Origin of the sequence: Methanoregula sp. (genome assembly GCF_049510175.1) — an archaeon.
Lineage (GTDB): Archaea > Halobacteriota > Methanomicrobia > Methanomicrobiales > Methanospirillaceae > Methanoregula.
Map to the genome: position 1 here is coordinate 331,321 of NZ_JBEKZF010000001.1, position 22,159 is coordinate 353,479.

Here is a 22,159-nt window from a genome sequence, read left to right on the forward strand (position 1 = left end):
ATCATATCATGAAGATGACCTGTAGGCATCTTATCATCCTTATCGCGATTGCCTTTGTGATAGTGCCTGTTTTAGCAGATTCAGGCAATACTACGAACACTACGGCTATTCCGACAACCAACGTAACAACCTTGGAAACAACGGTGAATACGCAGGTCACCACGGTAGCAACTAATGCTACCGTGGCTACAAATGCTACAACAGTGGTGCCGATAACATCCACCGCGACGACGACTCAAACCCCGATCCCGACAATCACAGCAACGAACGTCGTAACAGCAACCGAGACGACTCAGATTTCAGCTGGCGAACTGACGGTTGCCTCGTCCCCCTTGGGTGCCGCAATCCTTATTGACGGGGTATATCATGGGATGACCCCGGTAAACGTGACCGGCATCTCCCTGGGAAACCACATGATCCGTCTGACAATGAGTGGATACAACGATTATGAAGGAACGATCTATGTCGTTGCCGGGCAGATTATCCCCGTATACGGCACCCTTCATCCCATAAGCGGGGGAGCGGCCCAGATCATCGTGGCGACAGCGGCTGCCCCCGCAACTGCTGTCGTGCCCGAGACTACCGTACAGCCAACCGCCACCGAGACCTCCTCGGGAGGGGCATTAGGGAACCCGACGGTGATTGCCGCCATAATCGGGATTATTACTGCAATCATCGGGGCAGGCGCGACCATCTACACGCATAAGCCAGGGGAAGTGCCAAAGGAAGCGCCAAAAGAAGAGAAGAAACAGTAAACCTGTTGGTGAGATGCCCCGGGATTCGTGCTATAGGATCCCGGCCCTCGTTTTCTCCCCGCAGCCAGCGGGTGTTACCATACATCGGGTATGATGGGATTTTTCTGCCCACCGTCCCGATCCTGCCCGAATCAGCATCCATAAATCCCCGTCCGGCCCAACCGTACCCGTATGCTCAAGCTTTCGCCCGCGATGGAGGCCTATGAGAAATCCTTACTGGATGACCTTTATCGTGCCATTGCGATAGCAAAAGAGGCCCGCTCCCGCGGTCTCGATCCCAGCACTGAGGTTGAGATTCCCGTTGCAAGCGATCTTGCGGACCGGGTGGAGGCACTCCTTGGGATCAAAGGGGTGGCAGTCCGGATCCGTGAGCTCGAACAGCAGATGTCCCGGGAAGAGGTCGCCCTCCGGATCGGGGACGATTTCGTTGCCCGTAAATTCGGGGAGAAGAACAACGACGAGGTGCTTGACCACGCGATCCGGGTGGCGATGGCGCTTCTGACCGAAGGGGTCGTGGCCGCTCCCACAGAAGGGATCGCGAAGATCAGCCTTGGCAGGAACGATGACGGGAGCTCGTACCTGATGATCTTTTACGCAGGTCCGATCCGGAGCGCCGGCGGTACGGCACAGGCGCTCTCGGTGCTGGTTGGCGACTACGTGCGCCAGAAACTCGGTATCAACCGGTATATCCCGCGGCAGGAGGAGGTGGAGCGGTACATCGAGGAGATCCGGCAGTACAACTCCATTATGAACCTCCAGTATCTCCCGAGCGAAGCCGAGATCCGGCTGATCATCGAGAACTGCCCGGTCTGCATTGACGGGGAAGCGACCGAACAGGAGGAGGTCTCCGGCCACCGGAATCTCGAACGGGTGGAAACGAATGTTGTCCGGGGCGGTATGGCGCTTGTTATCGGGGAAGGAATCGCCGGCAAGGCCCGCAAACTCAAGAGCCGGGTCGAGAAGATGAAGATGGGGGGCTGGGACTGGCTGGACAAACTGATCGCCGGGGCGGCAAAAGGTGGCGACGATGAGAAAACCGTGGGTATCAAGCCGCTCGATAAGTACCTCCGCGACCTGATCGGCGGCCGGCCGGTCTTCTCCTATCCGATGCGGAAAGGGGGTTTCAGGCTTCGGTACGGGAGATCGCGGAATACCGGTTTTGCTGCTGCGGGAATGCACCCTGCGACCCTCTACGTTCTCGGGGAGTTCCTCGCTACCGGCACGCAGATGAAGACCGAGCGCCCCGGAAAAGCCTGCGGTGTCGTGCCGGTTGATTCCATCGAAGGGCCGACCGTCAGGATGCAGAACGGGGACGTGCTCCGGATCGATGACGAGGCGACCGCAAAACGCCTCGCCGCCGGGATTGAGAAGATCCTCGATGTTGGTGAGATCCTTATTTCCTATGGGGAATTCCTCGAGAACAACCACCCGCTTGTGCCCGCCGGTTACTGCGAGGAGTGGTGGCTGCTCGATGCAGGGGATGGAGCGAAACTCCCGAAGGACGAACCGGAGGCACTGGGGTATGCCCGGAATGGAGGTTACCTTTACCCTGCCTGGACCTGGTTCTGGGACGATATTTCAACGGACCAGATACGGGCCCTTGCGGAGCATGTGTCGACAAAAGGAAGCGTAAAGGAGGATGGCCTGCACTGCCCGAACGATCCTGCAGTCAAGGAGTCCCTGGAGACACTTCTCATCCCGCACGAAGTCCGCGACGACACCCTCGTAATCCGGACATACCTCTCGTTCATTGCCGGGCTCGGGCTTAGCGGGGATCTCAAAAAGCAGGAGACCTGGCAGACCGCCCCGGCCGTCGCAATTCCGCTGGCACTGGTAATGCACCTGAGTGGGATGAAGATGCGGTCACGGTCCGGGACCCGGATCGGCGGACGCATGGGCAGGCCGGGCAAATCAAAGCCCCGGAAGATGAACCCGCCGCCTCATGTCCTCTTCCCTCTCGGCGATTCGGGCGGGAGCAGGCGCTCCTTCCAGTCCGCTTCAACCCATACGGAGGAGGTAGACGCGGAGAATACGGATCTTGATTTCCAGAAAGAGGGAGGGATTATCGAGATCGAAGTCGGCCGGCGCCGGTGCTCGTCCTGCAACGAGATTACGTACCTGAACCGGTGCGAAAAGTGCGGGGGCCACACGGTTGCAGTATTCACCTGCTCGAAATGTGGGCGGGAGACCACGCAGGACCGGTGTCCCGGCTGCAATGTACCGGCCACCTGCAGCCAGCGGATCACCCTGAACGTAAAGGCCGAGTACGGCAAGGCGATGGAGCGACTGGGGATAAAACCCGATAGCGTCGCCCTCGTCAAAGGAGTGAAAGGGGTGATCTCCCGGGAGAAGACCGTGGAGGCGATGGAGAAGGGCATCCTGCGGGCACGGCAGAACATCTTTGTCTTCAAGGATGGCACGACCCGGTTTGACATGATTGACCTCCCCCTTACACACATCCGCCCGGACGAGGTGCGGGTATCGGTAGAAAAACTTCGGGCTCTCGGCTACACGAAAGACACCAAAGGCTATGATCTCCAGAACGGCTCGCAGGTAGTTGAGCTCCACCCGCAGGACCTCCTTGTCTCCGATTCCTGTGCCGAATACATGGTCAGTGTAGCGCAGTTCATGGATGACCTTCTTGTGAAATGTTACGGACTCGAACCCTTCTACAAGGTGAAGGAACCTGCTGATCTCGTGGGGCACCTTGTCATCGGCCTTGCACCGCACACGAGCGCCGGTGTCCTTGCCCGGATCGTCGGGTTTACCCGGGCAAATGTCGGGTACGCCCACCCGTTCTTCCACGCCGCCAAGCGCAGGAACTGCTTTTACGGCGATACCGAAATCGAAATGTATGACGGGAAGAGCTGGGCAAAGTCCCCGATCCGGAAATTTGTGCTGGAGAATTTCGACCTCAGCCGGCCTGGCCTCGACCGGCTCGGCACGTATTACTCGGACCCGGCCCGGCCGTTCTACACCCGTGCCGTTGATTCGAATGGCCAGATCCACCTCCGGAAGATCACCTCGGTCTCCATCCATCGCTCCCCGGTTACACTGATACGGTTCACCACTTCGCGTGGCAGGGATCTCGTGGTTACCCCCGAGCACGCGATGCTGGTCTGGGACACGGGCTACCTCCGCAAGGTCAAGGCGATGGAGCTCAGGCCCGGCGACGCGGTGCCGGTCTTCGAAGGCTCGTGTGTCATCTCTGACACTATCCGTCTCGCAGAACCCGTCCCCTCGCCCGAGGAACGGGTCTACTGCCTGACGGTAGCAGACGACCATACGCTCGTGGCAAACGGCATCTTCACCGGACAGTGCGATGGCGACGAGGACTGCATCATGCTCCTCCTTGACGGCCTGATCAACTTCTCACGCTCGTTCCTGCCGCAGAACCGGGGAGGCTCGATGGACGCCCCGCTCGTCCTGACAAGCCGGATCGATCCGGCCGAGATCGACAAGGAAGCCCTCAATGTCGATGTCTGCGACCATTACCCGATCGAGATCTATACCAGCGCCCTTGTGTATGCAGAGCCAAAAACGATCGTCAAACTCATCGACCGCGTTGAAAACAGGATCGGGACACCGGCCCAGGTTGAGGGATTCCAGTTCACCCATGATACTTCCGATATATCATCGGGCCCGGTCGAATCAATGTATACCCAGCTCAAGAGTATGACCGAGAAGCTCGAGGCAGAACTGGTGCTTGCCGAGAAGATTCGTGCCGTTGATGCAGATGACGTGGCAGAACGGGTACTTACCACCCACTTCATCCGCGACCTCATGGGCAACCTCTCGGCCTTTTCCAAGCAGAAGTTCCGATGCACGAAGTGCAACACGAGCTACCGGCGGATGCCGCTCGCGGGGAAATGCACGAAATTCAGGGGAAAAGGAGTCTGCAACGGCAACATCATCCCCACGGTGCACGAGGGCTCGGTGAAGAAATACCTCGAGATGTCCCGCGAGATCTGCCGGAAGTACAAGGTCTCGGAGTACACCAAGCAGCGGGTCGAGGTGCTTGACCTTGCGATCACCTCCACGTTCGGCGAGGAGAAGCAGCAGCAGCTCGGCCTTGCGGATTTCATGTGATCCATTTTAGGTCGGTTCGGTCCCTGACCGGGTATCCTTTTTAGTGATACGATTGCTACATTCCTGTAGGTAATGGCCCATATGCACAGGGATAACGGGAAATCATTGAAGCTGGCCCTGATAATAACGACGGTGTTCTTCCTTGTCGAACTGGCCGGGGGGTTTATCTCAGGGTCGCTGGCACTCATCAGCGATGCCGGACACATGTTCAGCGATGTACTTGCCCTTCTCCTCTCGCTTGGGGCGCTCACGCTCGCGACACAGCTCCCGACCAAAGATCGGACGTACGGGTTTCTGAGAGCGGAAATTTTTGCCGCTCTTATCAATGCTCTGCTGCTCATTGCGGTCAGCACCGGGATTCTCTGGGAGGCATACCTGCGGGTGCAGAATCCCGCCCCGGTTCAGGGTCTGCTGATGGGTGTTGTGGCTGTTTCCGGTCTTGTCGCCAACATAGCAGTAGCATTTCTGCTGCATGGCAGTCATAACCTGAACGTTCGGAGTGCCTTCCTTCATGTTGTCGGGGATGCGATCTCATCGGTTGCGGTGATCGCAGCCGCCATCTGGATCTCCCTGACCGGGCAGACACTTGCCGATCCGATCTTATCAGGGATCATCGCGGTGATGATCATGTTCTCGGCTGCCCGGATCCTTCACGAGACCCTGTTGATTCTCCTCCAGTTCACTCCCCGGTCCGTGGATTTCGATGTAGTTGTTGCGGATATGGCATCCGTAGCGGGGGTCTCCGGGGTGCACCACGTCCACATCTGGAGCCTCAGCTCCGATATTAACATCCTTGATGCCCACGTGTATTCCTGTGAGCGGGATGCAGGAAAAATCGAGGGAATGAAACGGGAGATCAAGAAGCGGCTGGAAAACTATCATATTCGTCATTCGACACTAGAGTTCGAGTGCGAGGAGTGCAGCGATTGCGAAATTGTTGAACCGGTTCACAATTCCCTCGAAGGGCACGACGACTGACAGCCATGGTTCCGGGTTGCGCGGGGTATGACGGGTCTCATGATCCGTGCCCTTATGTATCCCCGTCGCCAACAGTGTCCCCGCAGGTGCGGGGACAGCAAAGTCTCGCCAACGGTGATAGACTCAAGATTTATTGACCAGGTTTGGTATAAGAGCACATTCATAAAAACTCAAACCTTTTACATGCTAGCATCAACATTATTCTGAGCGAGAATATCTAAGTGGTCAACAGAGGCGGACTCAAGATCCGTTCCCGTAGGGGTTCGCAGGTTCGACTCCTGCTTCTCGCATTGATTTAACCTACATTACTTTCCAGACTTTGTTCTCTGGGGCCCGAGTTCATTATCCACCAGCAGGTTGATGACCGTTTCGGATATATCACCGGCATATTCCCCGGCTCTGCGGATACTCTCAGAAATGTACGCAATGTTAAGAGCGATCAGCGTGTCCTGCTTGAGTACCATGTTGTTGATATCGCCGCAGATGTTCTCCAATGCAGTGATCGATTCGATATTCCGGTGGGCTTCCTTCATGTCCGCATTGAAAAACGAGACGATACTCCGTTCAAATATCTCAAGCGACATAGCGCTTGACTTCTTGATGGCATTCATGAACTTCTTGTCAAAGTCCACGTCAATGATCGGGAGCGTGTGCTCGGCAATCCGGACCGCATGATCTCCGACACGCTCGATGATGCGGCTGAGCATATAATAGTGCATGGCAAGACCTGGAGAGATCTCCATCTTCCGTGACAACGATGCGTTCTGCATCAACATGTTGGTCTGCCGGGCAATCAGCCAGTTGAGCCGGTCCGCATCCATATCGCGGTTGATGACATCATTTGCCAGGGTCTTGTTATGAGTCTCGAGTGCCGTGATCGCATCCTCATGCATGTTCTTGACGATGACAAACATTCGCTTGATCGTGTTGTCGAACGGCATCTCTGCCGGGTTGAGAAGGTCCTTGATGGCGATAACCGTTTCCGTTTCCTCAACCACTTCCTGCCCGATCGTCATCTGGGTGAAGTCCCGCACCACTGTCCGGACAAATGGCGGAAACCGTTGTTTTGTCGTAATCCGGATCATGGTAAAACCGGTAATATAGGTCCCGATCAGGAGGCGGAACAGGAAGGCAGGATCCGTAATGTTGCTGCTGTCAATCTCCTTGACCCGCTGGACCGGGTCCTCGGTTATTTTCTTGGTCACCAGGAGCGTCCCGTCCGGCTGCACCGTGAGCCCGACCGGATCGTTCTTTTTTATTTTCTGTGATTCCGCCCAATCCTTGGGGAGTGTCACCACAAAGGATGCTCCCCCGGTCATCTGTACGCGCCGTATCTCCATCTTTCCCACCATATTCCTATAGGAAACTGATTTCCCTATGTCACTCTATTTGTCCATTTCTTGTATATATATTAGTATAGTTTATGGCGAAAACACATTTAATACCCCACGTAAAATGGATGATAGAACACCATGAAGGAAAAAAGGAGTTCGTACTTACTCGTAACCATGAGCCTCGCCACATTGCTCATCTGCGCAATGTTGTTCGCAGGTTGTACAGGCAATGGAACAAAAACGCCGGTCGCTACCCTGACACCCAGTGCATCGCTTGCGGTTGTTGTAACTTCGGCCGCCCCGGCACTGATATCGACCCCGGCAGCAGTTGTAACAACTGCAGCCCCGGTCTCAACGGGCCAGAAGCAGACCATCAGGATCAGCGGATCGACTACCGTCCTCCCGATTGCCCAGGCGGCCGCTGACAAGTACATGGCAGCCCATCCGGATGCAGACATCCAGATCTCCGGAGGCGGGTCCGGTGTCGGAGTCCAGGCGATCGGTGCCAAGACCGTGGATATCGGCATGTCTTCCCGTGAAGTCACCAAGGATGAGATGGTCAAGTATCCCAGCTTTGTTATTACTCCGGTTGCACAGGATGGCGTTGCAGTCATCGTCAACCCGGCCAACACGATCCCGTATATCACTCTCGATCAGGCCAAGGGTATCTATCTCGGCAAGATCACCAAGTGGTCAGAGATCACGGGAGCAGATGTTCCCGGTACCAACAACCAGATTGTCGTTGTCGGGCGTGACAGCGCATCCGGCACCCGTACGTATTTCGATCAGACCGTGCTGGGGACTGCAACCGCGACCAACAAGATGCTTGAGAAAAACTCTAATGGTGCAGTCCTTCAGACCGTTGCACAGACCCCGGGTGCAGTCGGATATGTGTCCATCGGGTTCGTCAGCAAGGATGTGAAGGCACTCCCCATCTGGTACAATGCCCAGAAAATCATCCCGCCCACGATTGCGAACGTAAAGGACCTGTCCTACCCGATGTCCCGTGATCTTTACATGATAACGAACGGTCAGCCCTCCGGCCTCTCCGGCGACTTCATCAAGTACATCCTCAGCCCTGACGGTCAGAAGATCGTTGCGGATCAGGGATACGTTACCCTGAGCTAAACTGACTTCGTCAGGATTGAAAAAACCATTTTTTGGAGGCAGACATGGGAAAAATCTTCCAGGGTAATCCGGGTGCCAGAAGCGCCTCCGCTGGCACTGCCCGGTTATCCCTGCTCAGGGAGCAGTCGATCAAGACTGCCTTCTTCTTCACAGCCTTCTTTGCCGTTATCGTTGTCGCATTTATTCTCCTGTTTTTGTTACGGGACGGTTACCCGATCTTCACCCAGGTCGGGATCTTCAATTTCCTCCTTGGCCCTGACTGGGCGCCGACCGCGGTTGAACCGTTGTACGGTATCTTCCCGCTCATTGTCGGAACCCTCCTCGTCACCTTAGGGGCCATGGTCTTTGCCGTCCCGCTGTCCCTTGGCTGTGCAATCTATATATCTGAACTCGCGTCACCCCGTATGAAAAATATCCTCAAACCGGCCATTGAACTGCTTGCAGGGATTCCTTCGGTTGTGTACGGGTTCTTCGGTCTCATCGTTCTCACCAACTTTATCCGGGTCTTATTCGATCTCCCTACGGGAGAGACCTGGCTCGCGGCTTCGGTCCTTCTCGGCATCATGGCACTCCCCACAATCGTCAGCGTTTCTGAAGATGCCATCAGCTCGGTTCCCCATGAGTACAAGGAAGGATCCCTTGCCATCGGTGCGACCCGCTGGCAGACGATCAGTCAAGTACTTGTCCCCGCCGCCCTCTCCGGCATCGCCGCCGCCATTATTCTTGGCATCGGGCGTGCAGTCGGCGAGACCATGGCGGTCATGATGGTGGCAGGGAATGCAGCCATCATCCCGGATCCAATCTGGAATATCCTCTCCCCCTTAAGGACATTGACCGGAACGCTTGGTATTGAGATGGGGGAAGTATCCGTCGGGTCCGATCATTACAACGCCCTGTTCGGTGTTGCAGTCGTACTGCTGGTCATCACGCTCGTCATCAACATTTCCGCGGTTGCGATCCTGCGGTATATCAAGGAGGGAAGGACCGGTGGCATTGCCCGGAAACCGGTGATCTCCTCCAGGACCCGGGTAAAACTCGTATTCGCCGCCAAAATGCTTTGCCTTGCACTGTTACTTATGGTACTCACCGCGATGTCCTGGTGGCTTGCCCCTCTTATCCTGCTGGCGGGGGCCTTATGGTATGCTGGCAGGCCTTACATGTCGGAGAACAAGATCCAGATGATTGCGTTCGGGTTCATTGTTGGCGCGACCCTTGTTGTCCTCGCCATTCTCGTTATCATCCTGCAGGATATAATCATCAACGGCATCCCGGCTCTCACGTGGGACTTCCTGACAAAACCTCCGCTGGATTCCGGGAGGGCCGGCGGCATCTACCCGGCAATTGTCGGCACCCTGTATCTCGTCCTCGGAGCGATTGCCATTGCCCTTCCGCTCGGAGTGGGGGCCGCGATCTACTTGGTTGAATATACGCGGGAAGGCCGCGTTACGCGGCTGATCCGGACCGGTGTCGACCTGCTGAACGGTACTCCCTCGATCGTCTTCGGCCTGTTCGGCTTTGCCTTCATTGTCCTGTACCTCAACGTGGGCGTATCGATGCTCGCGGGGCAGGTCACCCTCGCCCTGATGGTGCTGCCAACTGTCATCAGGACCACAGAGGAATCCTTGAAAAACATACCACAGTCGCTTCGCGAAGGCAGTCTCGCGCTCGGGGCTACAAAATGGCAGACTATCAGCCGGGTCGTCATTCCACCTGCCGTTCCGGGTATCGTGACAGGGGCGATCCTGTCCATCGGGAGAGCGGCAGGAGAGACGGCACCGATTATGTTCACTGCGGTGGTCTTCTCGTCCCGCTTCCTGCCCGACTCCGTTTTCCAGCCGGTTATGGCTCTGCCCTATCATCTGTTCATCCTGGCAACGAATGTGCCAGGATCGTCAGCCAACAAGTATGGCACTGCGCTCGTGTTGCTGCTGCTTGTTGTCGCCTTCTATGCGGTCGCGATCTTTGTAAGAACCCATTTCCAGAACAAAATGCGGGGTCAACATGTCTGAAAATCCTATCCTTTCCACATCAGATCTCAATCTCTGGTATCATGAGAAGCATGCGCTTCAGTCCGTATCGATGAAGATCCCGAAGAACAAGGTCACCGCACTGATCGGGCCTTCGGGCTGCGGCAAATCCACCCTGCTGCGGTGCTTCAACCGCTTGAACGACCTGATCGATCACGTGAAAATCACCGGGAAGATTACGCTTGACAACGAGGATATCCATGCACCGGGAACCGATGTGGTCACCCTGAGGAAAAAGATCGGGATGGTCTTCCAGAAACCCAACCCGTTCCCTAAATCCATCTGGGAAAATGTGGCGTACGGCCCGAGGGTGCATGGGGTAAAAGACAAGGACGAGCTGGACCGGATTGTGGAGCAGAGCCTGCGTCACGCTGCCATCTGGGACGAAGTGAAAGACCGGCTGAATGATTCCGCACTCGGGCTTTCCGGCGGCCAGCAGCAGCGTCTCTGTATTGCCCGGACGCTCGCAGTCGAACCGGAAGTAATCTTGATGGATGAACCTTGCTCAGCGCTTGACCCGATCGCAACAGCGAAGATCGAGAACCTCATCGAAATGCTCAAGGAGGATTATACGGTTATCATTGTCACGCACAATATGCAGCAGGCGGCACGGGTGAGCGACTACACCGGGTTCATGTATCTTGGAAAACTGATCGAGTGCGGGAAAACCGTGCAGATCTTCGAGCACCCCACAGAGGAACTGACCGAGAATTATATCACCGGCCGGTTCGGCTAGGAGCGGGATATGGCAGAAAAATTTCACACGGAATTAAAAGCGGTAAAAAACGATACGGTCGAAATGGCACAATTTGGGCGTATGATGCTCCGGGATGCGGTCGATGCCCTTATCCGGCAGGATAAGGAACTTGCTGTTGAGGTCGTTGCCAGAAAAGAGCAGATCCATAGTATGGAAGTGAAACTCGAGGAGCACTGTTACCAGCTGATCGCACTCAACCAGCCGATGGCAAAGGATATGCGGGTCATTGCCTGCACGCTCAAAGTGATCACTGCCTCCATGCGGATCGGGCGGTACGGTAAGGTCATTGCAAATATTGTTAAGGAAATCTCTGACAAGCCTCATATCGCCAACATGATGAGCATCCCGCACATGTCAGAGCTGGTCATCGATATGATTGACGATTCGGTCAAAGCCTATGAAACCGATTCCATAGACCTTATCGCGGACTTTTCGGCCCGGGATGATACCATAGATGCGCTCAGGCACTCGATCTTCCGCGAAGGTATCACGTACATGATGGAAGACCCGAAGAACATCTCCCGTTGTACCCACTACATCATGGTCGCCCGTTACCTCGAACGCTGTGCGGACCATGCCTGTAAGATCGCAGAAAATGTCCATTACATGCACACGGGCGATAGGATCGAGATCCATTGATCCATGGCACGCGAAGCTGAGATCCAACGGGAGAAAGAATCCGTCCTATTCATCTGCACCTTCAACTCGGCCCGATCACAGATTGCAGAAGGATTGCTGCGGGCCCGGTGTGGCGGTCGATTTACCATTTACTCGGCCGGGATTGCCCCCGCAGGTCTGAATCCCTATGCGGTTATGGCGATGCGAGAGATCGGGATCGATATCTCACAACAGCGATCAAAGTCGCTTAAAACATTTACCGCGATGAAATTTGATCATGTTGTCACGTTGTGCGATCATGTCGGGCTGGCGGCATCCGGCAGTATTCCCCGTGGAGGCCACTATTACCACCGGGGATTTATCAGCCCCTCGGAAATGCGGCGGGATAAAGCAGCAATCCTTGTTGACTATCGCCGACTTCGGAATGATATGAGTAACTGGCTGTCTGAAGTTTTTCCGGATTGTGCTGATAAACAGGCAGAGAATAAACGTGAATAAAAATAACCGGAACCCATTCAGGAAGAAAATCATATGGCCGGTGTTAGAAACACGAGTGTTCACTCGCTGTAACTATAGTTGCTCCATCAAACATATATAGAAATTTTTTTAAATATATACTTACAGAATGGATTATGTAATTGGGTTGGGCTGCATCCGGGCTCCGAGACCGGAAGAAGAGCCCGGCAATGGAGTGGAGAATGAAAAGTTGTCAGCAGAAAGAAGCCACGTCACAAATATTTCCGGTAAAACACCATGAGTGCGAAGACAATCCGGTGATAGAATGCCGGAAACTGGTACATATTCTAACGAAAAAAACCGAGCTCCTTTACCGGGAGTGCCGGCTTGACCGGGACAAGGCCCTGCATATCCGGACAATGGGTTCAACCCTTGCAGCTCTGACGGTTCTGGTCAACAAGCTCGATCATGAATCCAGATCCTGCCAGCCACAGGAAATCCATGAAGACCCCCGTGGGTTCATCTACCGCGCTGTACGATCGTGTGATCTCAATCGGATCTGTGACAAATAATGAGACGCATCGTGCATGATATTCAGGAACAGGAAAACCCCGATCCCCTTGAAGATTTCCAAGTATCCATAATGTGCGTCGAAAAGAAACTCATGCATCCGGATGATTTCGAGGCACACCTCGCATGGGTGACCGCAAAGCGGGTTCATGAGCTTGTGTCGGAGAAACCTTTGCATAAAAGCCGATTTGTTATTGGATAATAAATGCCCCTCAATCATCCTGAAAATCTCAAGATTTATTGACCAAATTTGGTATAAGAGCACATTCATAAAAACTCGAACCTTCTACATGCTAGAATCAACATTATTCTGAGCGAGTACATCTAAGTGGTCAAAAGAGGCGGACTCAAAATTCGTTCCCGTAGAGGTTCGCAGGTTCGACTCCTGCTCCTTGCATCGGTTTAACCTACCTGATTGTAATAGAGCCGGTAAAACTGAACTCTGTTATTGATTATTTAAAAAAATATGGCAAGGAATCTCTTCTTCCGTTCATAGGAATTGGGTACAGACAACGCCCGCACCAGATGCCAGGCCGGTACTTTCCGCTGATCCTCCGATAGGAAAATCCCCCCTTTGGGACACACGGACCTGAATCTTTACCCGCCTTGACCACAGCGTCACTGGGGGGTCAATACATTCTGAAAAAAATTGGAGAGGGTGTTAATTATTGCTCCTCCCTATCGTATGTTTTGAGCAGATCGTTTCCCGGCAGGGACCGGAGCAAGCGATCCGTCCGGCTGCAACCCGGGCCCGGCCTAAAAAAAGCGGGGGAAGAAACACTCCTGCCTTTAATTATTCCCGCACCTGCATCTTCCTGCCGCAGAGCGGACACTGGTATACGACATCGCCATGGCCATCTGCCCACACCCGCCGCATCGGGGTCGCATCATGGTTCTTGTCGCATGTCGGAATCTTGGAGTCATCCATCTTTTCAGCCCTCGGATAAGATGAATTGACATCTGCCGGCATTTATGTGTATTGACCTTTTTTCAGGCAGGATCCGCGACATCCCCCCCCATGGAGTCACGGGACAGGAACATCGTTGCGGAGCTCCTGTGCAACATTAATGTCAGGCAACAGTCAACAGGTAAAGCAGCGAACAGTTCCGGGTGCCCTGTGGAAGTCAGTATCGTTATTCAGGGAATCGTCATCGGCCTCATCCTCACCGTACCGGTCGGTCCCCTCGCCCTCATGTGCATCCAGCGCTCTCTTTCTGACGGAAGGCTTCATGGCATCATATCAGGGTTCGGGGTCGCGACCGCTGACTCGCTCTATGCCACGGTGGCATTCCTCGGCCTGACCGCGATCTCCGGGTTCATCCTCTCCTGGCAGGACTTCTTCCGCTTCTTTGCCGGGCTGGTCCTTGTTATAGTCGGTATACGAATTTTTTTCATCCGTCCCGATACGGACGGGGAGAAGAGCCTGCACGAGAGCTACGCGAAGGATTACCTCTCCATGGCCGCCATCGGCATCGCAAATCCGCTGACCCTCCTTTTCCTCATGGTGACCCTGCCCGGCTTCGGTTTTTCTTTCGGCGGGACTTCGGTGATCTCGGCAGCGGAGTTCGTTACCGGGTTCTTTTGCGGTTCTGTTGCATGGTGGATCTTCCTATGCGGTACGCTCGGGTCCGTCCGGTCCCGGATTAGCGCCGGAAATCTTGCCCTGATCAACCGGGTATCCGGTCTCTTCATCATCTGTGTCGGTGCTGTTATGCTCATCAGTCTCGTTCTCGCACTGGCAGGAATATCCGGCCCGTGACGCGCCGGGATTTCCGTCCTTCGATGGGAATAAATATATTTTCTCTTGCACCAACAATTAAGCACGTAAACCCGATAAAAAACGTAAAAAAGGAGAGGTTGCACTGACAGATAAAAAACCGGGAGCACCCCCTGGCGATGAGATCATCAGGGTAAAACTGCCCCAGAAACGTAACCGGGAAATGTTCGGGTGTGCTGAACTGATGATGGGTGCAAACCATATCCGGGTCCGCTGTTTTGACGGTGTGACAAGGATGGGCAGGATCAAAGGAAAAATAAAAAAGAAAGTCTGGATCCGGGAGGGGGACATCCTTATTGTCATCCCGTGGAACTTCCAGGACGAGAAATGCGATATCATCTACCGGTACACCGGGCCGCAGGTGGAGTGGCTCCGGCGGAATAAGTATCTCTGAATGTATCATATTTATCACCACCCTGCCCTGCCTCGGCGTGGTATTCCCTGAAAATTCTGTTCTTTCCGCATCGGAATTTGTTGGCGGTGTCTTTTCAGGCTCGACACGTCTGTGGATCATTCTCTGTGTATCGATCGGTTCCGTGCAATACCCTATCCGTGCTGAATAACCTGGGGCTGCACAACCGGAGATACGGTGTGCTGATCGTCTGCACTTGGGTGGAGATGGTGCTCCTCTTACTTGGCATGTCCGGAACAGGTATTACAGGATACTTCAATGAAAGACAACTGGGACGATAGCAGCAAGCTCCCGGGAAGAACTGGTGCGATGCATGGGTGTATTGAATGAAATTGTGAGTTTAAACCTCTCTTGCTATCCGCGGTATTTGGTTTTATATAAAGGGGATATGAAGGGAATGATCCAAAGACGATCTGGAACCATGCGAGGGATTTACCGATAAAAATCATCAGGAATTCCCCTGATGGAAAAGGTGATATCATGGAGGGAACCCCCGGCAGCTGATGGAATAGCCGTGGTGCTGTATTGTTGCTGATTAAAAAAGGTTATTCGAGTTTTATAAATGATCTGCCTTGTGTGGTAAATGAATAGGGACCGCATTCATTTGTATCTGTAGCATCATTCGTGAAGGCATGAACCTGAATCGTGTAGCCGCCCGGTGGAAGTTTATCAGTATTAAGGATTGAAATCTGAGGGGAATTTAAATCGCCCGCGGCCGGGTTGAGTGTCTTCACATCAAATCTTACCGGGACGCCTCCATTATAGATATAACTCACCTCTTCGGTGATCATACTGCTACCAGTGTAGACCGTTGTCCAGGTAACCGGTAATGTACCCTTAACCGGGTCATCCAGTCCTCCATCGGTGCGGGCAAGGCCAGATATCTTGATGATATTTTCTGATACGCCGAGATTTGTCGGGTTCATTGAAGCAGTAAACGAAGCATTGCCGAGTCCCATGCAATTATTGAAGGTTGCACCGGCTGCACCGTTTTGAAAGCAGACTTGTGACGCAGGGCCGAATACTTGGATATCGCCCTCCTTTAATACCTGCAGGCTGAAATCCGCCTGCCATGTCTCGTTCAATTTGATGGTTCCGATATTGAATGCAAGTTGCTGTGGGTGAGCGGCGTCGTTCCAGTAATCCGTTTGGTTGATGATGATCGGGCCGATACTTGGGAAGGGGAGTCCTGTACTGACATCGAATCCCGGGACGAGGTGTTGGTTGATTGCCCCGAGGGGGGTTTTGTTATATTTATCCAGCATGGTCGAGCCCGGTGAGGTTGTTGTGTTGTACTGATAATTGAAATAGTTACCCGCAGAAACAGGGTTACTATTTACGATCAAATTGTGCATGTCCAGAGCTACATCGGTATCCACACTCGCATCGGTAAAAACCTGCCCGTAAATCGTCTGGTATACCGTAGACAGAGCCGTCGCATCACTGGCAACATAATTGCATCCCGGGGATGCAATTGATGTTAATGTCGCAGTATCAGCATCACTTCCGAACGCGATGGTATAGATCTTAATATTTCGTGCATCTGCCTTGATAGCCGATGCGATTTTGATGGCAGCAGTTTTTGCGATAGTGCTGCCCGTACCATCATAATCCGATGGTATGTATGCTTTTAGGGGGAATGACGAATTGACGGGAGCCATGTTGGCGATACCATCAGTCATGATGACGATCGACATGTTGTGGCCAGCATAGCCCTTGGTATTCAATTCTGTTAGGCCCGCTTCCAAGCCACCGGCAAGATCCGTACCTCCGTTCGCACCATACCCCGTATAAGTGTAACTCCCATATGTGTATGTAAAATTTCCTATTGTATTATTGAGAGTAGGGGAATCTGTTGTCAAGTCAGTGTCAATCCTTGCATCCCCGTACCATTTATTGGGTTGTTGGTAGGCAGCAGTCATAAGACTTTTATCCATATAGGGGTCAAACGGTTTTGGAGTTGTACCTGAATTCTGTAGATTCCACAATTGCATGGCTTGCGTGCTATAACCAGATGGATCATTAGCAAACGATGCGAGCGAGAGATACATCTTACCGTTTGACAGTGCCACGAATTGTTTCAATGCGGTTTTTGTCGCTGTTAATTTAGTTCCGGTACCCATAGTGTCAAGCATACTCCCTGACAAATCGGTTACAAGCACGACATCTGAAGGTTTCGGTACTAGCGCCCAGCCATCCCCGTTCAGCTTGATGGAAACATTCACTGAATCCCCCACCTTAACCTTCTGAGGATTCACGGCAACCACGGCACTGAGATAGGGATAATTCTTCCATGTGAGGTGTATATCTGTCTGATTGCCCTTCCATGCAGCCGTGACAATAGCCGTTCCGGAAACCTGTTGCTGATATCCCAGTTCTGTGGCAATCGCATATTTGGCAGGATACAAATTCACCGTTGCATATCCTTGGGCATCAGAAGTGGCGGTGGTGGTCCACAGTTTGCTGCTGCTGGAGAAGGAAGAGTTCTTTGTCTCATTGGCCGAAACGGGGGAATTTACCATATCATGCAGCGTGAAGGTCACAACTTCCCCGGCAACCCCGTTGCCCATAATATCCGTTATTTTTGCCGAGATATTCGAATAAATTGCTGAATTTGCATCCCGGCTGGGCATGGTCTGCGGGTTTGCAGACATATCAATATTTACGGCAGTTGTATTGTAAAACCGGACCGTCTTGTTACACATGAGGGTAGTATTCCCCGCTGCGGTAGCGTTGATCGGATAGAGACCGGTAAAAGACTTGGGTCCGTAGGTTGACCAGACCTGTCCAGTTGTTTCCATCGATGTCTGGAGTATGTTCCCGTCTGAGGTGTTGATCCAGACCCCCTGGTCCTGTGTCGGGTTCCCGTATTTATCATACAGGGAGTAGTAAAAGGTGAACTTGCTTGTTCCGTCGGCAAGAACGGTTGCATACGGACTGCCATCCGGGCTGAACGACTGCGTCATGGAAAAAGGCTTCCCATTTGCCACAGTATCGAACAGTTTCATCTGTTCGGGAATACTGCCCATAGAATCCATAAGGATATAGTGCCAGCCGGGTTTTGTCGCAGGTGTGATGTTGACGGTCACATTTCCGTTTGCATCGAGGTTGAATGTTTTATCGTGAACAAGTCCGTAATCCGTAAAACCGCAATTATTCGGTGGCGATGGCCCGTTTACATGGAGGGTTATGTTATGGGCGGGTAATGATTTTTCGGTCTCAAACCGGTTATCAACAACGTTGCCCCACCGGTCGAAAAGTGATATTGTAACCGGAATCACAGTCTCAACAGACCCATCATTGGAATAATAAAAAACGGCATTATAGGGAACATTATGATCAATTTTTTGATCCCAGTACAGGATGCTATGATAGGTCACACCACTTGTCTCACCCGAAACAACGTTTGCGGTGATCCTTGCAGTACCGGACGTTGGGTGGGTTGCATTGACGGTAAAGGTGCAGAGTGCCACGCCATTGGAATCTGTTGTATTACTGACGGGAGTTATTGTACCAAGCAATGGATTATCTATGCTGAAGGCGACCGGTGCATTTATAATGGGACCAACAAAACCGGGTGTTGTATTATAGGCAACCAGTTTGATGACGTTCTGTTGACCCGTATCGGCAATAATCCAGATTTTTGTGGAATCACTGGGAGAGAACCCGGTACCGTGGGCGGGATCGGCATAATACGCGGTCACCGGCCCCATCAGAAGGAGAAGCCCCAGCAGGATCATAATAGCACGTTTCACTAACATAAAGAACACCTTGGAAGAGGTAATAGTATATGATAGTATATATTTTTTTGCATTCTCTAAAAACCTCATATTTTCGTTACATTCTCTAAATAAACAAAAATCTGCCTTAAATCGAATCAGGCACCCCGTTTCAGTTACGCTACATATATTCTTGCGAAACACAATCTCTCTTTTTAATAAATGAAAACCCGAAGGATGCCCCTCAATTACTATCACCGGGGTCCGCTGACAAAAAAAGTGCAGGTATCAGAGGGATTTGATAACCATATCGTATTTTTTGATGACGAGCGTCATTGGATTGAGAACCGTAAGTGTATATTTGAGTGATCCCCCATTGCCCGGTGTTCCAGTCCGAGAATAAACTGTGATATCCGGGGCATTGTTCAGGGTTTTCATGAAATAATTATCCCAGGCAACAGAATAATCCTGTCCATTTAGTGTGGTATCAGAAGTGTAATTTACACACAGGGAATTCCCGGCGGGTATATTGACATACGTATAATTAGTCGCTCCCATTGCCGTCTGCACTGTGCCGATACCTGCCCGTGACATGCTAGTGGTACTATTGAATCCAATGAGATTGATCACCATCGTGTTCGTCTTATTATCATAGAACCATCGCGGCTCTGCAAGCATAGCGGACCCCGATTCAGCATGCTGGCGCTTCACAACGGCCCCATTCTGGAGGGATATGTCGGTATCTGCACTGTCCGATGAGTACCGTAAATCGCCGGACCTGAACGCTCCCACATAATAAGTGGTAGGGCTCCCACAATTATTAGTAATATCCATCGTAAAAACAGCCGGAGTGGACGATGCGTTATAAACCGTCAGCGACCCCCCCTCTACCTTAAGTGATGATTCTTTGTAGGGCACCGTCTTGTATGCAAGACTTTTTACATCGTTTTGCAGGACAATCATGTTCTTTTCCATGATCCGTTCGTTTGCACTCGACTGTTGCTGTATGAGTGTAGGATATCCATACAGGGTTACCAGCCCTATTCCCGCGATCATTATGCTGAAGATGAGCATGAATCCTATCGCTTCGGAAACACCCCTTTCTGCTAAACTGTACTTTCTAACCGCCATTAAGAAACCCCGCCCGAATTATAACTGATTTTGTTCATTCCCCTACCGGTTGTATTGCCCGTTACCCCGCGGGATGCCCCGATACCGGCGAGCGAAACATGGATATTAATGAGGTCCCGTGATATCTCCACATCCTGGTCTGTCGGGTTATTCCCTTGTCCGATCAGAACGTAATAATCGTTGCCAGCCACATCGTCCGGGAGATCAAAGATAGTAGTAATCGAGCCATCACTGGGTGCAAGGGCATATACATCAACAATCCGGGTGGAAACGCCATTGCCGATATCCGTGAAAGCGACATAGGTCAGGGTTTCGACAGGTGTCTCCATGAACGTTGAGTTCACCAGCAACAGCATCACGACAAGAAGGGCCATGAGAATCCCGCTCACCATGATGTACTCGATCAAAGTCGCTACCCCGGATTCAGTTTGACGGGGGTTAGTATGAGGTCCAGTTTTCATTATATGTCGTCACCCCATTGTTGTAGTGGATCAGGGAATAATTACGCATATCAGTTGTTAGTGGACCTCGTGTATAAACGGTATTTAAAGTATAATTGACAACTGCACCTTTCCGTTGTATGGAGAGGGCAATGATGTCTTGATATACCGGGTCATTAATCGTGCCGTTATTTCCAGCATGCTCTTTGATCACTTGGCTGATGTCCCTGATATCGTTTTTGGGGAATTCAATAACACTTTCCGCGGTGGTTTGTCCAACTACCGTTGACTGGTTTATGATGAGTGCCAGAAAGAACAGGCTGAAGCTTACCAGAAATCCCATCAGGATGATCCACTGGGCATCATCATTCAGTCGCGCCACAGGAGCACCTCCACAAGTACAGCCCGTCTCCCGAGAACCCCCGTATCCGGGGGGAGTTTCTTGTTCACGATTACCCACTTGGTCACTCGGATGGCATGCTCCCCACCGGTCAGGTAACGCGAGGAATTAATGTTAACACTCATGAGCGTAGCATCAGCGGGCACTCTGTACGTATAATTGGCTGAAAACTGAATGTCATGTTTCGGGCCGTATCCGGAAACATTGGTATAATTCATGAACATGACCCTGAACTGTCCCCCGCCATAAGAATCGTTCTCAATAATCTGCTGGAGAGGGCTTGCCGTCACAGTGCCGTTCGGGGGGATATCCATCATAGTCAGTGCATCGCTCCCCAGTACTTCCAGCTGCATATCACTGATGTGTGCATCCCCGGGAGTGTACATCGATGTGGCCCCTACGATAAGATATGCAGTTAAAAGCATGATGAGAGCTGCGGCTACCCCTTCTATGGTATACAGTTGCCCCTCATCGTTTACCACACTGCCACCTCCACGACAGCGTCCCTCAACCGGGGCTGGGTGACATTTGCAGGATCGTAATTATAATCAAACGGTTTTGAGAAGGTATTATTTAAAAATGAACTATTTACTGATTTTGGAGGTATCCCGGTCTTCAAATCAAACGTGAGATTGAAATACACCTGGGAATAGCCTGCCTGCATAATATCGAAAACGCGGGGATTTATTACCAGGGATATATTATCTGAAACTATGCAAGGCGGTGCTGTAACCGAACTGTTGCCGTCGATATATGGAGTATTGAACGTCCGAACCATGGATAGTGCACCCCCATCCCATTTGTAGACGTTGATACTGGTCAAACTTATGTTGACTAATTTAGAATAATTAGAGATCGATGGTGAGTTGTATCCCGGGACTATCGTTGATCGAAGATCAGTTATGTTGATCATGATCTGTTCTCTCGATGGATCGATCTGGTACGTCGGGTTCCTCATTTGTGTCTGGAGTTTGGTATTATTTATGAGAATCGAAAATTCATGGTGGGTGACATTAAGATCTGAGGGTATAGCGGTATTGTTATACTTATGCGCAATGATATACGCTAATCCGATCGAGGCATTGCTGCTACCTTTGATTTTTACGAGTCTTCGGATATACCCATACCCGTCCGGGAGAATACCTCCCACCGATTGACCCTTGCGCGTTTCCACGTCAATAACGGAAATATTGAACTGATAGGGAAAATCCCCGAAAATTGCACGGGACTGGTAGTCATCCGGATAAATAAACGACGAGCAGAAGAACCGGTTGAGTTTATCCTGAGAGAGGATACCCGGGGAATCTTTTGAGGTGGCAAAACCAAACCGGGATATTTCATATTTTTGGCCATCCCCGTAGAATTCCCAGGGTGGTGATGCCGGCCATCCGGGATCCTCGGCAAGAATCACTCCGGTCCGGTAAGCGACTGCATCATAATCTATATGACTTGACTGAAGACCCACCATAATACCGGAGATCATGGAAGCGACCCAGATGAACGCGATCAGGAATATTGTAAAGCCAACAAGAAAATCTATGGAGAGATTTCCGGTCTCATCACTCATA

General features: G+C 52.1%; 19 protein-coding genes and 1 tRNA gene. 12 read left to right on the plus strand and 8 right to left on the minus strand.

Annotation, left to right across the window (positions count from 1 at the left end; translation table 11 throughout):
• Positions 1-8 precede the first annotated feature (8 nt).
• From ABSG49_RS01685 to ABSG49_RS01700, 4 genes are all read left to right on the plus strand, one after another.
• Entirely contained in the window at positions 9-755 is a 747-nt protein-coding gene (locus ABSG49_RS01685) for a PEGA domain-containing protein (protein ID WP_424024363.1), read from the plus strand.
• A gap of 171 nt (positions 756-926) precedes the next feature.
• Positions 927-4,844, plus strand: a complete 3,918-nt coding sequence (locus ABSG49_RS01690; RefSeq protein ID WP_424024364.1) for a DNA-directed DNA polymerase II large subunit — start codon at positions 927-929, stop codon at positions 4,842-4,844.
• A 72-nt stretch (positions 4,845-4,916) separates the two neighbouring features.
• Entirely contained in the window at positions 4,917-5,822 is a 906-nt protein-coding gene (locus ABSG49_RS01695) for a cation diffusion facilitator family transporter (protein WP_424024365.1), read from the plus strand.
• A 207-nt stretch (positions 5,823-6,029) separates the two neighbouring features.
• A tRNA-Leu gene (locus ABSG49_RS01700) sits at positions 6,030-6,112 on the plus strand.
• Positions 6,113-6,127: 15 nt separating this feature from the next.
• Here the strand turns inward: ABSG49_RS01700 and ABSG49_RS01705 are convergent.
• The gene (locus ABSG49_RS01705) at positions 6,128-7,162 is read right to left on the minus strand and encodes a PhoU domain-containing protein (protein WP_424024366.1); all 1,035 of its coding nucleotides are present in this window, start codon (positions 7,160-7,162) and stop codon (positions 6,128-6,130) included.
• 132 nt (positions 7,163-7,294) lie between these two features.
• On the opposite strand from ABSG49_RS01705, the gene ABSG49_RS01710 reads away from it, so the two are divergent.
• From ABSG49_RS01710 to ABSG49_RS01735, 6 genes are all read left to right on the plus strand, one after another.
• Entirely contained in the window at positions 7,295-8,284 is a 990-nt protein-coding gene (locus ABSG49_RS01710; protein WP_424024367.1) for a phosphate ABC transporter substrate-binding protein, read from the plus strand.
• A gap of 44 nt (positions 8,285-8,328) precedes the next feature.
• Complete coding sequence (gene pstA, locus ABSG49_RS01715; protein ID WP_424024368.1) at positions 8,329-10,293, plus strand: phosphate ABC transporter permease PstA; 1,965 nt, start codon at positions 8,329-8,331, stop codon at positions 10,291-10,293.
• Positions 10,286-11,047, plus strand: a complete 762-nt coding sequence (gene pstB / locus ABSG49_RS01720; protein ID WP_424024369.1) for a phosphate ABC transporter ATP-binding protein PstB — start codon at positions 10,286-10,288, stop codon at positions 11,045-11,047. The genes pstA and pstB overlap by 8 nt, the downstream gene beginning before the upstream one ends.
• 9 nt (positions 11,048-11,056) lie before the next feature.
• Positions 11,057-11,707 (plus strand): phosphate signaling complex protein PhoU, encoded by a 651-nt coding sequence (phoU, locus tag ABSG49_RS01725; RefSeq protein ID WP_424024370.1) that lies wholly within the window; start codon positions 11,057-11,059, stop codon positions 11,705-11,707.
• A 3-nt stretch (positions 11,708-11,710) separates the two neighbouring features.
• On the plus strand, positions 11,711-12,184 hold the full coding sequence (locus ABSG49_RS01730; protein WP_424024371.1) for an arsenate reductase ArsC: 474 nt from the start codon (positions 11,711-11,713) through the stop codon (positions 12,182-12,184).
• A 200-nt stretch (positions 12,185-12,384) separates the two neighbouring features.
• Entirely contained in the window at positions 12,385-12,714 is a 330-nt protein-coding gene (locus tag ABSG49_RS01735) for a hypothetical protein (protein ID WP_424024372.1), read from the plus strand.
• 791 nt (positions 12,715-13,505) lie between these two features.
• On the opposite strand, the gene ABSG49_RS01740 is transcribed toward ABSG49_RS01735, so the two are convergent.
• Positions 13,506-13,640, minus strand: coding sequence for a hypothetical protein (locus ABSG49_RS01740; RefSeq protein WP_424024373.1), 135 nt, complete (start codon positions 13,638-13,640; stop codon positions 13,506-13,508).
• 90 nt (positions 13,641-13,730) lie between these two features.
• On the opposite strand from ABSG49_RS01740, the gene ABSG49_RS01745 reads away from it, so the two are divergent.
• A complete protein-coding gene (locus tag ABSG49_RS01745; protein ID WP_424024374.1) occupies positions 13,731-14,471 on the plus strand; it encodes a LysE family translocator in 741 nt (246 codons plus the stop codon).
• A 103-nt stretch (positions 14,472-14,574) separates the two neighbouring features.
• Positions 14,575-14,883 carry a translation initiation factor eIF-1A gene (gene eif1A, locus ABSG49_RS01750; RefSeq protein WP_424024607.1) on the plus strand — a complete coding sequence of 103 codons (309 nt, stop codon included), beginning with the start codon at positions 14,575-14,577 and terminating at the stop codon, positions 14,881-14,883.
• 563 nt (positions 14,884-15,446) lie between these two features.
• On the opposite strand, the gene ABSG49_RS01755 is transcribed toward eif1A, so the two are convergent.
• The 6 genes from ABSG49_RS01755 to ABSG49_RS01780 form a co-directional block, all read right to left on the minus strand.
• Positions 15,447-18,662: a hypothetical protein gene (locus ABSG49_RS01755; protein ID WP_424024375.1), complete on the minus strand. Its 3,216-nt coding sequence runs from the start codon at positions 18,660-18,662 to the stop codon at positions 15,447-15,449.
• Between the two features lie 246 nt (positions 18,663-18,908).
• Complete coding sequence (locus ABSG49_RS01760) at positions 18,909-19,751, minus strand: DUF7289 family protein (protein ID WP_424024376.1); 843 nt, start codon at positions 19,749-19,751, stop codon at positions 18,909-18,911.
• Positions 19,751-20,158: a hypothetical protein gene (locus ABSG49_RS01765; protein ID WP_424024377.1), complete on the minus strand. Its 408-nt coding sequence runs from the start codon at positions 20,156-20,158 to the stop codon at positions 19,751-19,753. Before ABSG49_RS01765 ends, ABSG49_RS01760 begins: the two co-directional genes overlap by 1 nt.
• Before the next feature lie 31 nt (positions 20,159-20,189).
• Complete coding sequence (locus tag ABSG49_RS01770) at positions 20,190-20,573, minus strand: hypothetical protein (RefSeq protein ID WP_424024378.1); 384 nt, start codon at positions 20,571-20,573, stop codon at positions 20,190-20,192.
• On the minus strand, positions 20,561-21,073 hold the full coding sequence (locus ABSG49_RS01775) for a DUF7288 family protein (RefSeq protein WP_424024379.1): 513 nt from the start codon (positions 21,071-21,073) through the stop codon (positions 20,561-20,563). Before ABSG49_RS01775 ends, ABSG49_RS01770 begins: the two co-directional genes overlap by 13 nt.
• Positions 21,067-22,158, minus strand: coding sequence for a hypothetical protein (locus ABSG49_RS01780; protein WP_424024380.1), 1,092 nt, complete (start codon positions 22,156-22,158; stop codon positions 21,067-21,069). The genes ABSG49_RS01775 and ABSG49_RS01780 overlap by 7 nt, the downstream gene beginning before the upstream one ends.
• Position 22,159: the final 1 nt, after the last annotated feature.